Raw genomic sequence first — 16504 nt, forward strand, 5'->3', positions numbered from 1 at the left:
GGAACGATGTGCAAGAGAATGTCGAGCGAAAAATAAAAAACTAGCCGCACCAGTGGAAGCCGGTGTAATTCCGACTTCATTCAACTGACTTCTGGACTGGTTTCCGAATACAGAGCAGAAAGACCATCTCATGTTATCGACCGCTATTAAGGGCCGGTGCACAGCCGTTTTGCTTGCGCTACTCTGCGCCAGTGCGGGCGCGCAGGAAAGCAACCACCCTCCCCAGTTCCTGCGAGATCCCGTCCTGGGCCTGCGGTTTCGAGCCGACGCCAAGCTTGATCTTTTGCCTGAGGATATACGCGCACTGTGCATGCCAATGGCCGACAATGAAACCTGGGCCACGCGCGAATGGATATTCGGTGTAGCAACGCATTCCACAGCGACGTATTACCTCGTTAACGGGTATTCCAAACGCCGCAACCCCAAGCCAGGCCAGCGCCTGTATTTTCAGCACATTGACGGCGGCGTTTATAAGGTCGCCGGCAAGGAATGCAATGGCGATCCGGCGCGAGAAACGTTTGTGGCGCGCGACCCAAAGCAGATTCCAAGAGAAGTACTACAAGAACTCGCCCAAGATCTGGTAACCCGCCTGGCACGCGCCGCCGGAAGCACACAACGACTGCGTGCAGAAATCAAGAAGCAGCGCATCGACTTTCATCGATTGTCGCCCGAGATGCAAGAAGCGTTCAAACCCTACTTTGGGCCCGCACATTAAGCCTGTCGGCGGCAGCCCACCCTGGGGCAGTCGTGTGAGTGGCCGGTCTATGTTGAAAAATATCGCCGGGCTTTTACCGAGAAACCGAAGGCGTAAATCCAGTAAATAAAGACAAGGAAAACGACCACCGCAAGCGAGATCCAAAGCGGCGCGCCGTCGCCCGAGCCTGCGACGCTGAATGCGATGCATAGCAAGCTCGAAGAGACGCCAAGCGCAGCAATGAGTATGACTGCGACAAACTCGCACAAGCGATTACGGCGGTATCCGCAAACAACCACCACCCCCATCGCTAACAGCAGTACCACGCGGGGAGCGATGCCTTCCGCGATACTTTTACCACTTTCCAACCGTACCGGATCAAATAGCTGGAAGAAGCCGAGGAGCGCTACCAGCACTGCTATCCAGGCAAAAAACCTGTACATTGAAACTGCCACCGGTTTGAAAGGAAGCAGATCGTGCTCCGCCTGCACAGCGGCGCTTGGCTGGGAATATGGATTATCGGTCACGGTACGGTCTTCCAGTAGTCGAGAAAAGAAACGACACCATGAAAAAAGCCCAACCGGTGAAGGCTGGGCTTTTCAGTGTTCTGGCTCCCCGACCTGGACTCGAACCAGGGACCTGCGGATTAACAGTCCGTCGCTCTACCGACTGAGCTATCAGGGAAAAGAGGCAATATTATAACCGTCGTTCCTGCTTTTGCAAAGCCTATTTTAGATCACATGCCGAGGGACTTCAAAAGCTCGTCGGCGTCATCCGACGAGATGGCCTCGGCCGGTGCTGCAGCAGCCTGGGCAGCCTGCTCGCGCTCCAGCAGGGTATCCGGATCTTCGGCCTCGGTCTTCTCGAAATCATGCAATTTAATAAACTCGGTGCGATCGATCGCCAGTTCGAGGTAGAAGATATTGTTACGCTCGGTGAAGAAGGACACGCGGCGCATTTCCGGACGGTCGAGCGGGGTATCCACGCTCAGCGTCACCTGCTTGTTCAGCACCAGCATTTTCGGCTGGTTCTGGGTAATGTTGGTGTGCAGTTCGCTGCGTACCTTGCCAGTGAAGTCGCCAACGATCTGGTTCATCAGCTCGCCCATGATGTTCGCCACTTCGTCGGAAGTGAAAGAACTGGCCAGTTCGGATTTCGGCATGCCCATGCTGAGCATGTAGCGTTCGTAAATCTCCATCGCCGCTTCGGCCGAGAAGTTCAGTACAACCAGGCCGGTAAAGCCGCCGTCGAACAGCACGAAGCAGCCAATATCAGGTTTCAGGCCGACCTTGGTAATACGCTGCACCATGGCCGAGTAGGTAATCCGGCTTTGCGACGCCACGTTCAGCACGCGGGTGACCGACGAGCACAGGGTGGTCAGCAAGTCCTCGGTTCCGTACACCACCCGTTCTTCTTTTGTAATCATTCTTCAAATGCTCCGGATTAAATCTGATAGATAACTTGAAGAATAACTGATTCCACCCCAAAAGCAAAAAAGCTTATGTCCAGTTTGCCAACATTCAGTCTCATCCTTGCAATATCCAGGCCGCCCGCCCCTTGCCATCCAGCTTCAAGGAACGCTTCTCGCCGCGGTAGCGCACGCTGACGCTCTCGCCTGGCTTGCCGCGCAGCGCCAGGCGCCGCAGGCGCCCGCCGGACCACTCGACGTCGGCTTCGACTCCGCCGCGGGCACGGATGCCGTGCATGGCCCCCTCCGGCCACCCCTTGGGCAGCGCCGCCAGCACGTGGATTTCATCGCCCCAGGATTGCAGCACCATTTCGATGATCCCCGCCGCGCCGCCGAAATTGCCGTCGATCTGGAACGGAGGATGGGCGTCAAACATGTTCGGATAGGTGCGCTCCGGCCCCAGCAAGCCAAGCAGGATGGCGTGCGCGCGATCACCCTCCCCCATCCGTGCCCACAGGGCCAGCCGCCATGCGGTGGCCCATCCAGTCGATTTGTCGCCCCGCGTGTTCAGCGTGATCATCGCCGCCTGCACCAACTGCGGGGTGTCGCGCACGTTCGCCTGGCTGGACGGATAGATGGCATACAGGTGGGATACATGGCGGTGCTTCTGCTCCGGCGCCCCGGCATCCCAGTCTTCCAGCCATTCCTGGAACTGGCCTTGCGCACCAATGCAGTCCACGGGCAGGCGCGCCATCGTTGTCTCCAGTACGCGCCGCAGTTCGGCGTCGTCCTTCCTCAGCAGCACCTGAGCGGCCAGCGTGTTGCGGAACAGGTCGCGCAGTATCTGGCGGTCCATGGCAGGGCCCGCGCAAATCGCAACGCCCTTGTGATGCTGGTTTTCCGGCGAGATCGAAGGCGATGTCACCAGGCCCCTGCCCTTCGGATCTTCCACCAGGGTATCGATGAAGAACAGGCATGCGCCCCTCATCAATGGGTAGAGACGGCGCAACCAGGCCTCGTCACGCGAATAATCATAATGATCCCAAAGCGTATTGCACAGCCATGCGCCGCCGGTTGGCCAGATTCCCCACAACGGTCCATCGATTGGCGCACTGCCGCGCCACAGGTCGGTGTTGTGGTGGGTGACCCAGCCGCGTGCACCATAAGCCTTGCGCGCCGTGATGGCGCCGGTCACAGCAAGACCCTCGACCATGCGCAGCACCGGCTCCACGCATTCGCCCAGGTTGGCCGGCCCCGCCGGCCAGTAATTCATCTGGGTGTTGATGTTGATTGTGTACTTGCCGCCCCATGGCGGATTGGTACCCTCGTTCCACAGGCCCTGCAGGTTGGCCGGTCGCTGCCGGGGCGCGAACAGGAAAGCAGCAGGTAGCGCGCATATTGCACGTACAGCGCAGCCAACGTCGGGTCGGGCTGCGATTCCGCGGTGGCGATACGTTCGCTGGTCGGGCGCACATCCTGTCCTTTGCCCAGCCGGATCGAGAACCGGCGGAACAGTGACTGGTGCGAATTCACATGCTCCTGCCGCAAGAGCGCATAAGGCTTTTGCGCCGCCCCTGCGCAATCGCGGCGCACCCGCGCTACAGGATCGCCGCTCGTATCGGCAAAATTGACGTAGCTGGTAGCGGCAGCCACCAGCAGCGTCACAGTGCGCGCACCACGCACCTGTAAACGGTCGCCGGCCACGATTACCTGGCCGTCTGCGATCGCCTGCACCCGCACCGCGTAGCGCAGCGCGCCCGGAATGCCGGAAGAATCATTATTGCGTCCCTCTACCAGCAGCGCGCCATCGCCATCGGCGCCGATTGCCAACTGGGCCGGGCGCGCCGCCTCGTTCAGGTCTTCGCGCAACTCCACCGGCGCTTGCGTAGCACCATACTTGACCTGCGCCGGATGGCGATAGCCAAGATCGAAATCCAGCACGCCTTGCGTAGCGGTCAGCCGGGCCACGATTACCTGCGCGGGAGCGCTGGCAAATACTTCGCGCGTGTAGCGCACCTTGCCTGCCGCATAGCTGGTGTGGACCACGGCTGAATCGAGGCCAAGGGAACGGCGGTATACCGATGGCGCCGCAGGCGCGCCGATAAAGTCGATCAGCAGGTCGCCGGCAGAGCTGTAGGGCATCTGCTGGTGGGAGATCATGGTGCTGCCGCACAGGTCGTGGGCTTCCTTGAACCTGCCCTGATCGATCAGGGTGCGCACTTGCGGCAGCGCAGCCTGGGCGGTGGGCATGTTCGGGTCATGCGGGCCGCCTGCAAACAGGGTATCTTCATTGAGCTGCAGGCGTTCCTGCCCCACGCGCCCGTACACCATGGCGCCCAGCCTGCCGTTACCGACCGGCAGCGCCTCTACCCATGGCCCTGCCGGACGCGCATACCAAAGCTCCAGATCTTCGCGCTTGCCGCGCGCCGTGGCACTCACTGCGGCACCCGCGAGCCCTGGAAATGCCGCCGCCATGCCGAGCGAGACCATCAGGTGCCGCCGCCTGGAATTCACGCCCATCCTGCCTCCGTTCTTGTTAGCATGGGCAAATTATCCTCGTGCCTGACAGCGGCAAAGCTATGACTTATTTAACGCGAACTATGCCTATTGGGCCAGGTTGGTGCGCGCACCGGCGGTGGCAATCGCCTTGGCCTTCACGTCGGCGCCGGCAATCGGGGTATAGGAATAGCCGGTCGGGCCATAGGACTGGGTGCTGCCCCAGTTAGTGGCATTGACCGCGCCGCTCGGGGTGTCCCAGGTAATGCCGCTGCCAACATAGTTGTTGCGCAGCTCCCAGTAACCGATACGGCTGCTGTCGCGCGACGTGACCGGGTTCTTCACGTTCTCGAAGTAATTCGCTTCGATCAGCGAAATGCCGTCCATGCGAACGTTGATGCCGGACGTTTGCACGTCATTGAAGTAGTTGTTGAAAATGTGGCTCATGCCGAAACGCTGCAACGGCAAGCGCGACTTGACGTGCTCGAAGCGGTTGTTGTGGTAGGTGGTGCGGGCGTTGGCGTTGGCCGTATCGCTGTCGCTGTAGCCGTTCAGGGCCACCTTCTGGTAGTTGTACACGTGGTTGTACGACACCGTGATGTGGTGCGCGCCCTTCTTCATGTCGATGCCGCCATCGAACGACGCATCGCCTGCGCCTGGGCAGGAAGTCAGCGAAGCGAAGATGGTGTTGTGGTCGATCCAGATATTGCTTGGCTGGCCGGAGGACATGCCCTCGATCGATATCGAATCGGCCGCCTCGCCGCCCTGCAGCAGGCCGATCATCATGTTCTGCACAATCACGTTGTGCGCATTGCCGGCGATGTGGATGCCAAAGTTGGCGCTCGAATCGCTGGCGCCGATGATGGTGATGTTGCTCTTGTTCTTGATCTCCAGCGTCTGCGCCGGCTTCTGCCACTGCGCGCACACGTCGGTGATGGTGTTGTAGTCGAATTTGCCGGTATACCTCAGTACCAGGCCGGAGTTATCGGTGTAGGCGTTGATCTTAGCCTGGGCATCGGCCAGCGTGGCCACATTGACCGGGGTCTTGCTTCCACCGCCAGTGGTGGCGGCGCCATAGCCGACGGGTCCAGCAACTGCAGAGGTGGCTGCCGCGATAGCGGCCGCCAGGAAGACTACCTTGAGTTGATTAACTTTCATGCGCTTGTCTCCTGTGCTTTCTGGTTTGAGGAGCGCACAGGATGCATTTATTCCAACAGCGCGTCAATTGGCCTGACCAAAATACAACAATCGGACTTACCGCATTAATTTTGGTCCGACCAATATCCAAAGGCAAATAAACTTGGCGGTATGCTATCGTTGAAAAATGAGAAAAATCCTGATCGCCCTGCTTCTGCTGTCCGCCCTGCCCGCAAAAGCCGAGCGCGCCGCCGACATCGACCGCCTGGCCGAGCGTTACCACTCCCTCGGCCAACTGGATGGAGCTGTACTGGTCGCCGACCATGGAAAAGTGGTTTATCACCGCGCCTTTGGGCTGGCCAACCGCGAATGGAAAATTCCCCACACCACTGACACCGTTTTTCGCGTCGCCTCGCTGACCAAGCAATTCACCGCGACCCTGGTCATGCAACTAGCGGAGCAAGGCAAGCTGCAGCTGGACGACCCGATTGGTAAATACGTGCCCGAACTTGATTCGGGGATTGGCAAGCGCGTCACGCTGCACCAGTTGCTGAACCACACTTCCGGCATCGTCGACTACGCAAATTTCCCGGGCTTCTGGGCTAACCGCCTTGGCGAAAAAGTGCCGAAGGCCGATCTCCTCGCGATCATGAACCGCCCGCTGGAATTCGAACCCGGCAGCCAGGGCCACTACAGCAGTTCCAACTACACCCTGCTCGGCTGGGTCATCGAAAAGCAGACCGGAAAGACGTACAGCGAAGCCCTGGATAGCATGATCCTGCGCCCAGCCGGCATGCAGCGCACAGCATATGACGCGCCGGACCGCATCATCCCGCGCAAGGCATCCGGCTATGTGCGTGCCCTCGGCGAATACCGTCCCGCTGATCCGCTCTGGATTCCGAACGTCGGCGCCGGCGGCGGCGTCGCCAGCACCACCGGCGACTTCTTCAAGCTCGATCGCGCCCTGGCCGGCAACGCGCTGCTCAAGCCCGAATCAAAACGGCAGATGTTCACCGCCTATGTCAAGGACGATGTGTGGGGCGATCTCGGTTATGGCTACGGCTGGCTGGTTGGAACGCGCACCATTGCCGGCAAGCCGCGCCTGGTACACGAGCACGGCGGCAACGCCAACGGTTTCCGCACGTTGGTCACGCGCTATCCGGAAGACGGCAAGCTGGTTGTCATCTTCCTCAACGAAGGCAATGGCAACAAGGGGCCGGAGATTTATCGGATGCGCCGCGATTTCACCGACGTACTGTATGGCCAGGCCGTTGCGCAACCCAAGCCCTCTTTGAATGATGTGCTGGCTGCAGAAATTCGCCAGGCCGGCGCCGACGCGGCATTGGCGCGCTTCAAGTTCTTGCTGGCGCAAAGCGACACGCCGGAGGACGGCAATGCGTTGAACCGCCTGGCCTACCAATACGCCGAAGCCGGACAAGCGGCGACCGGCATCGCTATCCTCCAGCGCGCAAGCGAGCTTTTCCCGCGCGACGGCAACCTGCATGACTCCATGGGAGAGCTGTACCTGGCGCTGGGCGAGAATGCCAAGGCCATTGCGGCCTATCAGCGTGCGCTGCAACTGGATCCCGGCAATACGAACGCTGCGGCCATCCTGAAAAGGCTCCAGCCCGAATAGGACGGATCAGTACCGGCCCTGGCAAGTCGGGTATTTATTGTCCATCTATTGTCCATCACGTAGGAATTGGTGAGTGTCTTCCTGGACTGGTTGACCGCCGGAAGTGTTGAAATAAGGATGGCCACATGAAGTTACCTTAGCGACCACACTAATTAACTTTCATCAAATGTAGCACTTACTAATGCAACTAAATTGGGCACAGATGTTGCGACAGGGCGCAATGCGGCCCTGAAATGCAAAAAGCCCAACCGGTTAAGGCTGGGCTTTTCTATATTCTGGCTCCCCGACCTGGACTCGAACCAGGGACCTGCGGATTAACAGTCCGTCGCTCTACCGACTGAGCTATCAGGGATCATTCTCTGACCGCGTTGCGATCAGAGAGCAGCATATTAAAGGACCTTGGCGATGGCGTCAACTACCACATCAATATTCTTCGAGTTCAGCGCTGCAACGCAGATACGGCCGGTGTCCACAGCATAGATCGACTGCTCGCGCAGCTTGCCCACCTGCTCCTTGGTCAGGCCGGAATACGAGAACATGCCGACCTGCTCACGCACGAAGTCGAAATCGTGGCCAGGCGCCTTGACCTTCAGCTTCTGCACGAAGGCCTCGCGCATTTCCTTGATGCGCACGCGCATGCCGGCCAGTTCGTCTTCCCACATCTGGCGCAGCTCTGGGGTTGCCAAGGCGGTTGCCACTACCTTGCCGCCGTGGACCGGTGGGTTGGAGTAGTTGGTACGCACCACGCGCTTCAGTTGCGACAGCAGGCGCGAAGCTTCTTCGGCGGATGCAGCCACCACGCTCAGGGCGCCCACGCGTTCGCCATACAGCGAGAAGGATTTGGAGAAAGAGTTCGACACCAGCAGCGCCACGCCAGTCGCGGCGAAGCGGCGCACTACGGCGCCATCTTCCGCAATGCCGGCGCCGAAGCCCTGGTACGCCATATCCAGGAACGGCACCAGGCCGCCGGCGACTACAGCGGCGATCACCTCATCCCACTGGGACTGGGTCAGGTCGGCGCCGGTCGGGTTGTGGCAGCAAGCGTGCAGCACGACGATGGAGCCGCGCGGCATGGCCTTCAGGGCAGCCAGCATGGCGGCGAAGTTCACGCCATGGGTGGTCTCGTCGTAGTAAGCGTAGTTGTTGACTTTGAAGCCGGCGCTTTCGAACAGCGCGCGGTGGTTTTCCCAGCTTGGATTGCTGATGTAAACCTCGGAATCCGGCGAGAAGCGCTTCAGGAAGTCGGCGCCGAGTTTCAGCGCGCCGGTACCGCCCAGTGCCTGCACGGTCACCGCACGTTTCTCTTGAATTACGGCGCTGTCGGCACCAAATACCAGCTCTTGCACGGCCTTGTCGTATGCGGCCAGGCCTTCGATCGGCAGGTAGGTGCGCGGGGCGTGCTGTTCGATCAGGATTGCTTCCGCCTTTTCCACGCACTTCAGCAGCGGCACTTTGCCATTGTCGTCATAATAGACACCTACGCCCAGGTTAATCTTCGCTGGGTTAGTGTCTGCATTAAAGGCTTCGGTGATGCCGAGGATCGGGTCGCGCGGGGCCATCTCGATGGCGCTGAATACGGAAGGGTTCGTCATGATAAGTTTAGTAACGTTTGAAGGCGGGTCGATGCAAAAGCAGGCCGGCACCCGAACAAAATCCGGTCAGGGCCGCTGACAATCGCATATTCTATCAAAGGTCTGCAGTAATGTCTGATTCCCAAAATACCAGTGCCCCGGCTTCGGAAGTTATCACTTTCCCGGATTCGCCTTACCGGCTGCACCAGCCCTTCCCTCCCGCCGGTGACCAGCCGACCGCCATTGATGGCTTGTGCGAAGGAATTGAAGACGGCTTGTCGTTCCAGACCCTGCTCGGGGTGACGGGTTCCGGCAAGACCTACACCATGGCCAATGTGATCGCCCGTATGGGCCGTCCGGCCATCGTGTTCGCGCCGAACAAGACGCTGGCCGCGCAGCTGTATTCCGAATTCCGTGAATTCTTCCCGGAGAACGCGGTCGAGTACTTCGTGTCGTACTACGATTACTACCAGCCGGAAGCCTACGTGCCGCAGCGCGACCTGTTCATTGAAAAGGACTCGTCGATCAACGAGCACATCGAACAGATGCGCCTGTCCTGCACCAAGTCGCTAATGGAGCGGCGCGACGTAGTGATCGTGGCGACCGTGTCGGCCATCTACGGTATCGGTAATCCGAACGAATACCACCAGATGATCCTGACGCTGCGCGCCAAGGACCGCGTGTCGCAGCGCGACATCATCGCGCGCCTGATCCAGATGCAGTACACGCGCAATGAGATGGACTTCGGCCGCGGCACCTTCCGCGTGCGCGGCGACACCATCGACATTTTCCCGGCCGAACACGCCGATCTGGCGGTGCGCCTGGAAATGTTCGACGACGAGCTGGAATCGATCCAGCTGTTCGATCCGCTGACGGGCAAGGTCAAACAGAAGATTCCGCGCTTCACCGTCTACCCAGGCTCGCACTATGTGACGCCGCGCGCCACCGTGCTGCGTGCGATCGAGACCATCAAGGAAGAACTGCGCGAGCGCCTGGAATTCTTCCGCCGCGAGAACAAGCTGATTGAGGAACAACGCCTGGAACAGCGTACCCGCTTCGACCTGGAGATGATGTCTGAAGTCGGCTTCACCAAGGGCATCGAGAACTACTCGCGCCACCTGTCCGGCGCCAAGCCGGGCGAACCGCCGCCAACCCTGGTCGACTACCTGCCGCGCGATGCGCTCATGTTCCTGGACGAGTCGCACGTGCTGATCGGCCAGTTGTCAGCCATGTACAACGGCGACCGTTCGCGCAAGACCAACCTGGTGGATTACGGCTTCCGCCTGCCATCGGCACTGGACAATCGACCGCTGAAGTTCGAGGAGTTCGAGTCGAAGATGCGGCAGACGGTTTTCGTCTCCGCCACCCCGGCCGAGTACGAGAAGAAGAACGCCGGCGCCGTGGTCGAACAGGTGGTGCGTCCAACCGGCCTGGTCGACCCGCAAGTGATCGTGCGCCCTGCCCGTACCCAGGTCGACGACCTGCTGGGCGAGATCAACGACCGCATCGAGAAGAATGAACGCGTGCTGGTCACCACGCTGACCAAGCGCATGGCGGAGCAACTGACCGAATACCTGGGCGACCACGGCATCAAGGTGCGCTACCTGCACAGCGATGTGGATACCGTGGAGCGCGTGGAAATCCTGCGCGACCTGCGCATTGGTACCTTCGACGTGCTGGTGGGGATCAACCTGCTGCGCGAAGGCCTGGACTTGCCCGAAGTATCGCTGGTGGCGATCCTGGATGCCGACAAGGAGGGCTTCCTGCGTTCCGAGCGCTCACTGATCCAGACCATTGGTCGGGCGGCGCGTAACCTGAACGGTGTGGCGATCCTGTACGCGGACAACATCACCGACTCGATGAAGCGCGCGATCGATGAAACCGAACGGCGCCGGGCCAAGCAGATTGCCTATAACGAGAAGATGGGCATCACGCCGCGCGGCGTGAAGAAGATCATCAAGGATCTGATCGATGGCGTCTACAGCGCTGCGGCCCGCGAGCAGTTGGAGGTATCCGAGGAAGCCGCGAAATACGAGGCCATGAGCGAGAAGCAGATCAGCAAGGAGATCAAGCGGCTCGAGAAGCTCATGCTGGACCACGCGAGGAACCTGGAGTTCGAAAAGGCGGCACAGGTGCGGGATCAGTTGCACCACCTCAAAGAGCAGCTGTTCGGCGCGCCTGGCGCCGATGCGCTTTAAAACCGGTAAACCTGGGTCTGACCCAGAGGGTCAGACCCGGGACTTTCGACGAAGATCAAAGGCGCACAACCAAACCCGTACGGTTTCAGGAAGGCTGCTTGACGATCCGCAGGTAAGGCTTAGGCGCCTTCCACCCGCCTGGGAACAATCCCTTGGCATCATCATCGCTGACCGAGCCAGCGATAATCACATCTTCCCCATCCTTCCAGTTCACCGGCGTGGCCACCTTGTGCTTGGCGGTCAGCTGCATCGAATCGAGCACGCGCAGGATCTCATCGAAATTACGGCCGGTGGTCATCGGATAGGTCAGCATCAATTTGATCTTCTTGTCCGGGCCAACGATGAATACCGAACGCACGGTCGCATTGGTGGCAGCGGTGCGGCCATCCGCAGTACCCGGCTCCTCAGCCGGCAGCATGTTGTACAGCTTTGCCACATTCAGGTCCGTATCGCCAATCATCGGATAGTTCACCTTGGCGCCCTGGGTTTCTTCGATGTCGGAAGCCCACTTGCTGTGGTTCTCGACCGGGTCGATCGACAAGCCGATGATCTTGGTATTGCGCTTGGTGAACTCCGGCTCGATCTTGGCCATGTAGCCCAGCTCCGTGGTGCAAACCGGCGTGAAATCCTTCGGATGCGAGAACAGGACGGCCCACTGGTCGCCAATCCATTCATGGAAATCGATCGGGCCCTTGGTAGTCTGGGCCTTGAAATTTGGTGCGGTATCGTTGATGCGCAGGGACATGACAGCTCCTTTAATGATTGGCATGGCGGGATCAATATCGTGCCACGCCGTCATTATCAAAGCAACATGTTTAGTCCAGAAGTTTGCCAAACAGCGAGACGCCATCGCCGATCAGGTCGATGACATCCAACCCCGTCGCCACGCCATCGATGACGTCCGACGCTGCGCTGCCCTGGGCCTGCGGGCGCGGTGCGGGATGCTGTGCAAGGCGCTTGCGTGCCTCTTCCATGCGCGCATGTTCAGCGTCGCGTTGTGCGATCATTTCCGGTGCAAGCCTGGCCTCGGCAGGCAGGTCGGCGCCGCAATACAGGCAGCGGGCCACGCAGCGATTCAAAATGCCCCGGTTGCAGCCCGTGCAGCGGAACATGGGTTCAAGTTGTTTCATGCCGGCATCTTATCATGCACCAGCACTGCGCCGACCAGGTCTCCCTGCGCAACCAGTACCGAGCGCCCTTGCGCATCCAGCGCAAACAGGCCGCGGCCGTTGCTGTAGACAATGGTGCCGCCCGGCGTCATATCAAACGAACTCACATTGTTCGCCACCACCGCCTCGCCACCGCTGCGCGTGCGGCGCATCAGCTGCCACGACGACGGCACCAGCGAAGGAATGCCGCCGATGCTGGCTTCCTGGCGCAGCGCACGCTCGGCGTCGATACGCTTGCCCTGCAAGACGATGTTTTTCATGTCCGCCTGCATCGGCATGCCGCTCGCACCGGTCAGCGGCTTGCGCGAGTACATCAGCGAGAAGAAATTCAGGTAATGGAACACGGCGCGCAGCAGCCGGAATGGGAAGAACAGCGTATCCAGCACTACATTGCCGGCGTTGTACTGCGGCGGTTCATAAGGACGGCGAATGAAGAACAGCACCCCATCCGGCGCCACGCGTGGGGACAGGAAGTCGTAGCGCGGATCTTCCAGCACCGGCGTAACGCGGCCGGTCGCGGTATTCAATTCCTGCAGCGTCACATGGCCCGTTGCGGCCCAGCCGCCGTGCTGGTCGCGTCCAATCGCTGCGGACTGGTAGATGACTTTGGTCTCGTCACCCGGCACGGGCGCAGGCGCGGAATCGATCGTATCTCCGCCGGTGAGTTCGCGCAGTCCATCGCCATTGCTGCGCATGGTCGCAATATGGCTGGCGCCACCACGCGCCCGCAGCGTGCAGACAATCGTCTCGCCGGACGGCGACAGGCACAAATCATCGAGCTGCAATTGCTGGCGATGCAGCAGGCGTTCTTCCTGCCCGCTGGCGGTGTCGTAAGCGAACAGCCCGCCCATGCCATGGTCTGCCTGGAAGTACAGCAGTTTGCCGTCGCCGGTGAACAGTGCCGACGAAATCAGGAAAGGATCGGTCTGATGATCGAAGTCGCGGTAATTGCCTTGCGCGGCGACACCGAAGGCAGTGTCCTTCTTCCACGCGTTCTTTTCGCGGCTGCGTTCCGCGCGGTCCATCGCCTGCTGCGCATAAGGGCTGGAAATCTCCTGCACTGCGCCATAACCGCCCTGCACGAACAGCTTGCCGTTGGAGACCCAGCCAAGCTGCACCGGCGGCGCGTTGCCGCCCATGGCTTGCGTCGGCGCCGGGGCTGGCGAGCCGGCTGGCTGCACATACTGGTTGGTCGACTTATAGAACAACACAACCAACAACACGACGATTCCCAATATGATCAGGACATGCATGGATCACCCTACCTGTGGCGCCGCGGCGCGGCAAATTCGGATGATTATATTGCCATTGCCCGACAGAAAAAGTCACGGAAAATCACGAGGCGTTACTGCCGCTTTAAAGCGTCTTGACGAACTCGCGCACGCCGCCCAGCAGCATCTCGATCGACATCGCCGCGAGGATCAGCCCCATCAGGCGTTCGAAGGCCGTCATCACCTGCGAACCGAGGGCCTTTTGCAAGCGCTCGGCGCCGAGGAACACCACCAGCCACACCACCACCACGGCCGCCAGCGCCGCCACGTGCATCAGTACTTCGCCGGTGCTCTCGCGCGAGAACAGCAACACGGTCGCCAGCGCGGATGGGCCTGCCAGCGCGGGAATCGCCAGCGGCACGATGAACGGTTCCCCGCCCTCCTGCTTGCCCAGCACCCCGTCCGGATGCGGGAACACCATGCGGATTGCAATCAGCAGCAGGATCACGCTGCCCGCGATGCGCAGCGAGGCTTCAGACAGGCTCAGGGCCTTGAGGAAGTGGCTGCCGAAGAACATGAACACCAGCAGCACGACGAAGGCGATCAGGCATTCGCGCACCACGATTTTCGGGCGGCGCTTGGGCGGCACCGTGGCCAGCGCCGACGCAAAAATGGGAACGTTGCCGAACGGGTCGGTCACCAGCATCAGCAGGATAAAGGTCTGGAAGAAGTCTTGAGTCATGAGTGCGAGTTTACACCACCGGCTTGCGTCGGCGAAGTGGCGGCGGAGGCGCCCTTGCCCAGTTTGCGGTCGCAGGCCTCGGCACTGGCCACGTCCGGCCACAGCTCGGGCATGATGCGCTCGCCAAGTTCCTGGCGCAGCCGGAGGTAAGTCTCGCGGTCATTGGCACGGCAGGCGAATGAGGCGAACTTGTTGCGGCCGCGCAGGTCTTGAGGATGCCGCTGCAGCAGGTCTTCAAAACCGCTCTTCACCATGCGCCATTCCGGCAGGCCGCGTTGCTCGCGGAACTGGATCGCATCGCTGCCATTGCCATCTTCGCGCCAGTACAGGCGCGCGTACATGGCCCCGCCCTCCACTGCCTTGGTGAAGAACACGGCACGCCGTGCAAACTGGTCGAACTGGACCGCACTGCCGCCCGAACGCGGGCTGTAGGCGCGCGACATGGCGAAGTGGATCTGCAAGTCATTCGGGAAAGCCTGCACCGCGTCGAGGTATGCGCTGGCGGCACTGCGGCGCGAACCGGCGCCCTCCAACTGCAGGCTGATGTTCAGGCTATGCCACAGCGGGCAGGCATTGGCCTGCGCCTTGACGTGCTGCAGGCGCGCCATGCCGCGCCCCAACTGCTCCTGGTAAAACGCCATGGCCTCTTTCTGCAGGTGGCCAACGGCGCCCAGGCGCAGTTGCGAGGCATAGGCGCGCCAATAGATCGCTTCGACCAGCGCCTGCGCCAGCGCATCGGGCGCTTGCTGGCGCCATTGCTCCAGCGCGTTGCGGTCAGCTTCCCAGGTTTGCGTGCTGCGGAAATAGCTGTCGAATTGCGCTTCGAAGCCGGCCGGGTCGGATGTGCACGACTCGCGCAGGCTGCGCTCGATGGCGTCGAATTTGCGCTCGGCCCAGTGCTTGTGCAATGCGGCAGGTTTGGCGGCCTGGGCGCCGCCCGGCTCAGGGGGCGACACCGCCAGCATCACAGACAACAGCATCGAAGGAAACATCGACTATCCTGGCAACAGCAAAATAATGCCAAGAATTGTATAGTCATTTCCCCATGGAAATATCTTAAAATACCGATAGCTGCTGATTTTTCGCAATTTGTGGCGAATTCAGTACACTTGCTTCTTTGCCGTTTATTTTGAAAGAAGAACATGAAGCGACTGTTTTCCGCCTGCCTTATCGGCGCAAGCCTTACCCTGGCATTGGCCGGCTGCGAGCGCAGCAATCCACCGGCGCAATCCGAAGCCGCCGCCATCCCGTTCCAGAAGATTGATACCGTTGTCGGCACCGGCAAGGAAGCGCTTGCCGGCGCTAGCGTCGTCGTCAATTACACCGGATGGATTTACGAACCGAACTCGCCGCAGCAGCATGGCGCGCAGTTCGATTCGTCCATCGGCCGCAAGCCTTTCAGCTTCCCGCTCGGCGCCGGACAAGTGATTCCAGGCTGGGACCAAGGCGTGCAGGGAATGAAGGTGGGCGGCAAACGCACCCTGGTCGTGCCTGCTTCCCTGGGCTATGGCAGCAACGGCATCGGTCCGATTCCGCCGAACTCGAACCTGATCTTCGACGTCGAACTGCTGGAAGTACGCTGAAAAAAAAGCGGAAGGGCTTCCACCCTTCCGCTTTCTTTCGAAGCCGACGCAATTATGCGCCGGTCTCGCCTTTCTTGATCCATGCCGCCAGCTGGTGCGGACGCAGGCCGTCGTAGTCTTCGAACGGCTGGTGGATCCACGGATTGTGCGGCAGCTCTTCCATCTGGTAATCAGGCTTGAACGCGGAGCAGCCCTTGGTCCAGATCACGGCCGAACGCACTTCAGTCACGCCTTCAAAGTTGTCCTTCAGGTGCTTCATCACCTTGGTCAGGGTCACGCCGGAATCAGCCAGGTCGTCCACCAGCAGGATCTTGCCGGACAGCGGGCCCTTGGTCATGGTCATGTACTTGGCGATATCCAGGTCGCCGCGCACGGTGCCCGCTTCTTCGCGGTAGGAGCTGGTCGACAGGATCGCCAGCGGCACGTCGAAGATGCGCGAGAACACGTCGCCAGGACGCACGCCGCCGCGCGCCAGGCACAGCACCATGTCGAACTTCCAGCCCGATTCATGGACCTTCAGCGCCAGGCGCTCGATCAGGCGGTGATACTCGTCCCAGGAGACCCACAGGTGCTTTTGGTCGGATTGCGGAGTGCTCATTATTGCTTTTCCTTCTCTCTGAAATTGGAAAGGCGGGTCATTGACCCGCCCTACTGTCCGG

15 protein-coding genes, 2 tRNA genes and 1 pseudogene are annotated in these 16504 nt (G+C 60.3%); 4 read left to right on the plus strand and 14 right to left on the minus strand.

The window, feature by feature from the left end:
• Positions 1–130: 130 nt before the first annotated feature.
• Positions 131–715, plus strand: coding sequence for a hypothetical protein (locus ACN9MY_RS23030; RefSeq protein ID WP_426318735.1), 585 nt, complete (start codon positions 131–133; stop codon positions 713–715).
• A 47-nt stretch (positions 716–762) separates the two neighbouring features.
• Here ACN9MY_RS23030 and ACN9MY_RS23035 read toward each other — a convergent pair whose 3' ends face one another.
• The 6 genes and pseudogenes from ACN9MY_RS23035 to ACN9MY_RS23060 form a co-directional block, all read right to left on the minus strand.
• The gene (locus tag ACN9MY_RS23035; RefSeq protein WP_426336193.1) at positions 763–1221 is read right to left on the minus strand and encodes a hypothetical protein; all 459 of its coding nucleotides are present in this window, start codon (positions 1219–1221) and stop codon (positions 763–765) included.
• A gap of 81 nt (positions 1222–1302) precedes the next feature.
• Positions 1303–1378: transfer RNA gene (locus ACN9MY_RS23040), tRNA-Asn, on the minus strand.
• A gap of 52 nt (positions 1379–1430) precedes the next feature.
• Complete coding sequence (locus ACN9MY_RS23045; protein WP_426163044.1) at positions 1431–2120, minus strand: DUF3334 family protein; 690 nt, start codon at positions 2118–2120, stop codon at positions 1431–1433.
• 100 nt (positions 2121–2220) lie between these two features.
• A complete protein-coding gene (locus ACN9MY_RS23050; RefSeq protein ID WP_426337655.1) occupies positions 2221–2538 on the minus strand; it encodes a glycoside hydrolase family 95-like protein in 318 nt (105 codons plus the stop codon).
• Positions 2530–4622 (minus strand): annotated as a pseudogene (locus ACN9MY_RS23055) (glycoside hydrolase family 95 protein); the annotation flags it as partial. The pseudogene ACN9MY_RS23055 and the gene ACN9MY_RS23050, both read right to left, overlap by 9 nt.
• 84 nt (positions 4623–4706) lie before the next feature.
• Positions 4707–5756 (minus strand): pectate lyase family protein, encoded by a 1050-nt coding sequence (locus tag ACN9MY_RS23060; RefSeq protein ID WP_426163048.1) that lies wholly within the window; start codon positions 5754–5756, stop codon positions 4707–4709.
• A 166-nt stretch (positions 5757–5922) separates the two neighbouring features.
• On the opposite strand from ACN9MY_RS23060, the gene ACN9MY_RS23065 reads away from it, so the two are divergent.
• Positions 5923–7371 (plus strand): serine hydrolase, encoded by a 1449-nt coding sequence (locus ACN9MY_RS23065; protein WP_426318738.1) that lies wholly within the window; start codon positions 5923–5925, stop codon positions 7369–7371.
• Positions 7372–7647: 276 nt separating this feature from the next.
• On the opposite strand, the gene ACN9MY_RS23070 is transcribed toward ACN9MY_RS23065, so the two are convergent.
• A tRNA-Asn gene (locus tag ACN9MY_RS23070) sits at positions 7648–7723 on the minus strand.
• A 37-nt stretch (positions 7724–7760) separates the two neighbouring features.
• Positions 7761–8963 carry an amino acid aminotransferase gene (locus ACN9MY_RS23075; protein WP_426318739.1) on the minus strand — a complete coding sequence of 401 codons (1203 nt, stop codon included), beginning with the start codon at positions 8961–8963 and terminating at the stop codon, positions 7761–7763.
• Between the two features lie 110 nt (positions 8964–9073).
• On the opposite strand from ACN9MY_RS23075, the gene uvrB reads away from it, so the two are divergent.
• Complete coding sequence (gene uvrB, locus ACN9MY_RS23080) at positions 9074–11140, plus strand: excinuclease ABC subunit UvrB (protein WP_426163056.1); 2067 nt, start codon at positions 9074–9076, stop codon at positions 11138–11140.
• 85 nt (positions 11141–11225) lie between these two features.
• Here uvrB and ACN9MY_RS23085 read toward each other — a convergent pair whose 3' ends face one another.
• From ACN9MY_RS23085 to ACN9MY_RS23105, 5 genes are all read right to left on the minus strand, one after another.
• On the minus strand, positions 11226–11885 hold the full coding sequence (locus ACN9MY_RS23085; protein ID WP_426163059.1) for a peroxiredoxin: 660 nt from the start codon (positions 11883–11885) through the stop codon (positions 11226–11228).
• A 70-nt stretch (positions 11886–11955) separates the two neighbouring features.
• Positions 11956–12270, minus strand: coding sequence for a hypothetical protein (locus tag ACN9MY_RS23090; protein WP_426163062.1), 315 nt, complete (start codon positions 12268–12270; stop codon positions 11956–11958).
• Positions 12267–13562, minus strand: a complete 1296-nt coding sequence (locus ACN9MY_RS23095; RefSeq protein WP_426318740.1) for a TolB family protein — start codon at positions 13560–13562, stop codon at positions 12267–12269. Before ACN9MY_RS23095 ends, ACN9MY_RS23090 begins: the two co-directional genes overlap by 4 nt.
• 103 nt (positions 13563–13665) lie before the next feature.
• On the minus strand, positions 13666–14262 hold the full coding sequence (locus ACN9MY_RS23100; RefSeq protein WP_057259514.1) for a MarC family protein: 597 nt from the start codon (positions 14260–14262) through the stop codon (positions 13666–13668).
• Complete coding sequence (locus ACN9MY_RS23105; protein WP_426318741.1) at positions 14259–15254, minus strand: hypothetical protein; 996 nt, start codon at positions 15252–15254, stop codon at positions 14259–14261. The genes ACN9MY_RS23100 and ACN9MY_RS23105 overlap by 4 nt, the downstream gene beginning before the upstream one ends.
• A gap of 150 nt (positions 15255–15404) precedes the next feature.
• Between ACN9MY_RS23105 and ACN9MY_RS23110 the strand changes: the two genes are divergently transcribed.
• Complete coding sequence (locus ACN9MY_RS23110; protein WP_426318742.1) at positions 15405–15845, plus strand: FKBP-type peptidyl-prolyl cis-trans isomerase; 441 nt, start codon at positions 15405–15407, stop codon at positions 15843–15845.
• Between the two features lie 52 nt (positions 15846–15897).
• Here the strand turns inward: ACN9MY_RS23110 and ACN9MY_RS23115 are convergent, their stop codons facing one another.
• Entirely contained in the window at positions 15898–16443 is a 546-nt protein-coding gene (locus tag ACN9MY_RS23115) for a phosphoribosyltransferase (RefSeq protein ID WP_426163072.1), read from the minus strand.
• Positions 16444–16504: the final 61 nt, after the last annotated feature.

The organism is Pseudoduganella sp. R-31 (assembly GCF_049913235.1).
In the GTDB taxonomy this organism is placed as follows: Bacteria; Pseudomonadota; Gammaproteobacteria; order Burkholderiales; family Burkholderiaceae_D; genus Rugamonas.

Bases quoted from the DNA above. Each gene is read 5' to 3' on its own strand.
- ACN9MY_RS23030 (WP_426318735.1), top strand. From the start codon at position 131: ATGTTATCGACCGCTATTAAGGGCCGGTGCACAGCCGTTTTGCTTGCG.
- ACN9MY_RS23045 (WP_426163044.1), bottom strand. From the start codon at position 2,120: ATGATTACAAAAGAAGAACGGGTGGTGTACGGAACCGAGGACTTGCTG.
- ACN9MY_RS23050 (WP_426337655.1), bottom strand. From the start codon at position 2,538: ATGTTTGACGCCCATCCTCCGTTCCAGATCGACGGCAATTTCGGCGGC.
- ACN9MY_RS23060 (WP_426163048.1), bottom strand. From the start codon at position 5,756: ATGAAAGTTAATCAACTCAAGGTAGTCTTCCTGGCGGCCGCTATCGCG.
- ACN9MY_RS23065 (WP_426318738.1), top strand. From the start codon at position 5,923: ATGAGAAAAATCCTGATCGCCCTGCTTCTGCTGTCCGCCCTGCCCGCA.
- ACN9MY_RS23075 (WP_426318739.1), bottom strand. From the start codon at position 8,963: ATGACGAACCCTTCCGTATTCAGCGCCATCGAGATGGCCCCGCGCGAC.
- uvrB (WP_426163056.1), top strand. From the start codon at position 9,074: ATGTCTGATTCCCAAAATACCAGTGCCCCGGCTTCGGAAGTTATCACT.
- ACN9MY_RS23085 (WP_426163059.1), bottom strand. From the start codon at position 11,885: ATGTCCCTGCGCATCAACGATACCGCACCAAATTTCAAGGCCCAGACT.
- ACN9MY_RS23090 (WP_426163062.1), bottom strand. From the start codon at position 12,270: ATGAAACAACTTGAACCCATGTTCCGCTGCACGGGCTGCAACCGGGGC.
- ACN9MY_RS23095 (WP_426318740.1), bottom strand. From the start codon at position 13,562: ATGCATGTCCTGATCATATTGGGAATCGTCGTGTTGTTGGTTGTGTTG.
- ACN9MY_RS23100 (WP_057259514.1), bottom strand. From the start codon at position 14,262: ATGACTCAAGACTTCTTCCAGACCTTTATCCTGCTGATGCTGGTGACC.
- ACN9MY_RS23105 (WP_426318741.1), bottom strand. From the start codon at position 15,254: ATGTTTCCTTCGATGCTGTTGTCTGTGATGCTGGCGGTGTCGCCCCCT.
- ACN9MY_RS23110 (WP_426318742.1), top strand. From the start codon at position 15,405: ATGAAGCGACTGTTTTCCGCCTGCCTTATCGGCGCAAGCCTTACCCTG.
- ACN9MY_RS23115 (WP_426163072.1), bottom strand. From the start codon at position 16,443: ATGAGCACTCCGCAATCCGACCAAAAGCACCTGTGGGTCTCCTGGGAC.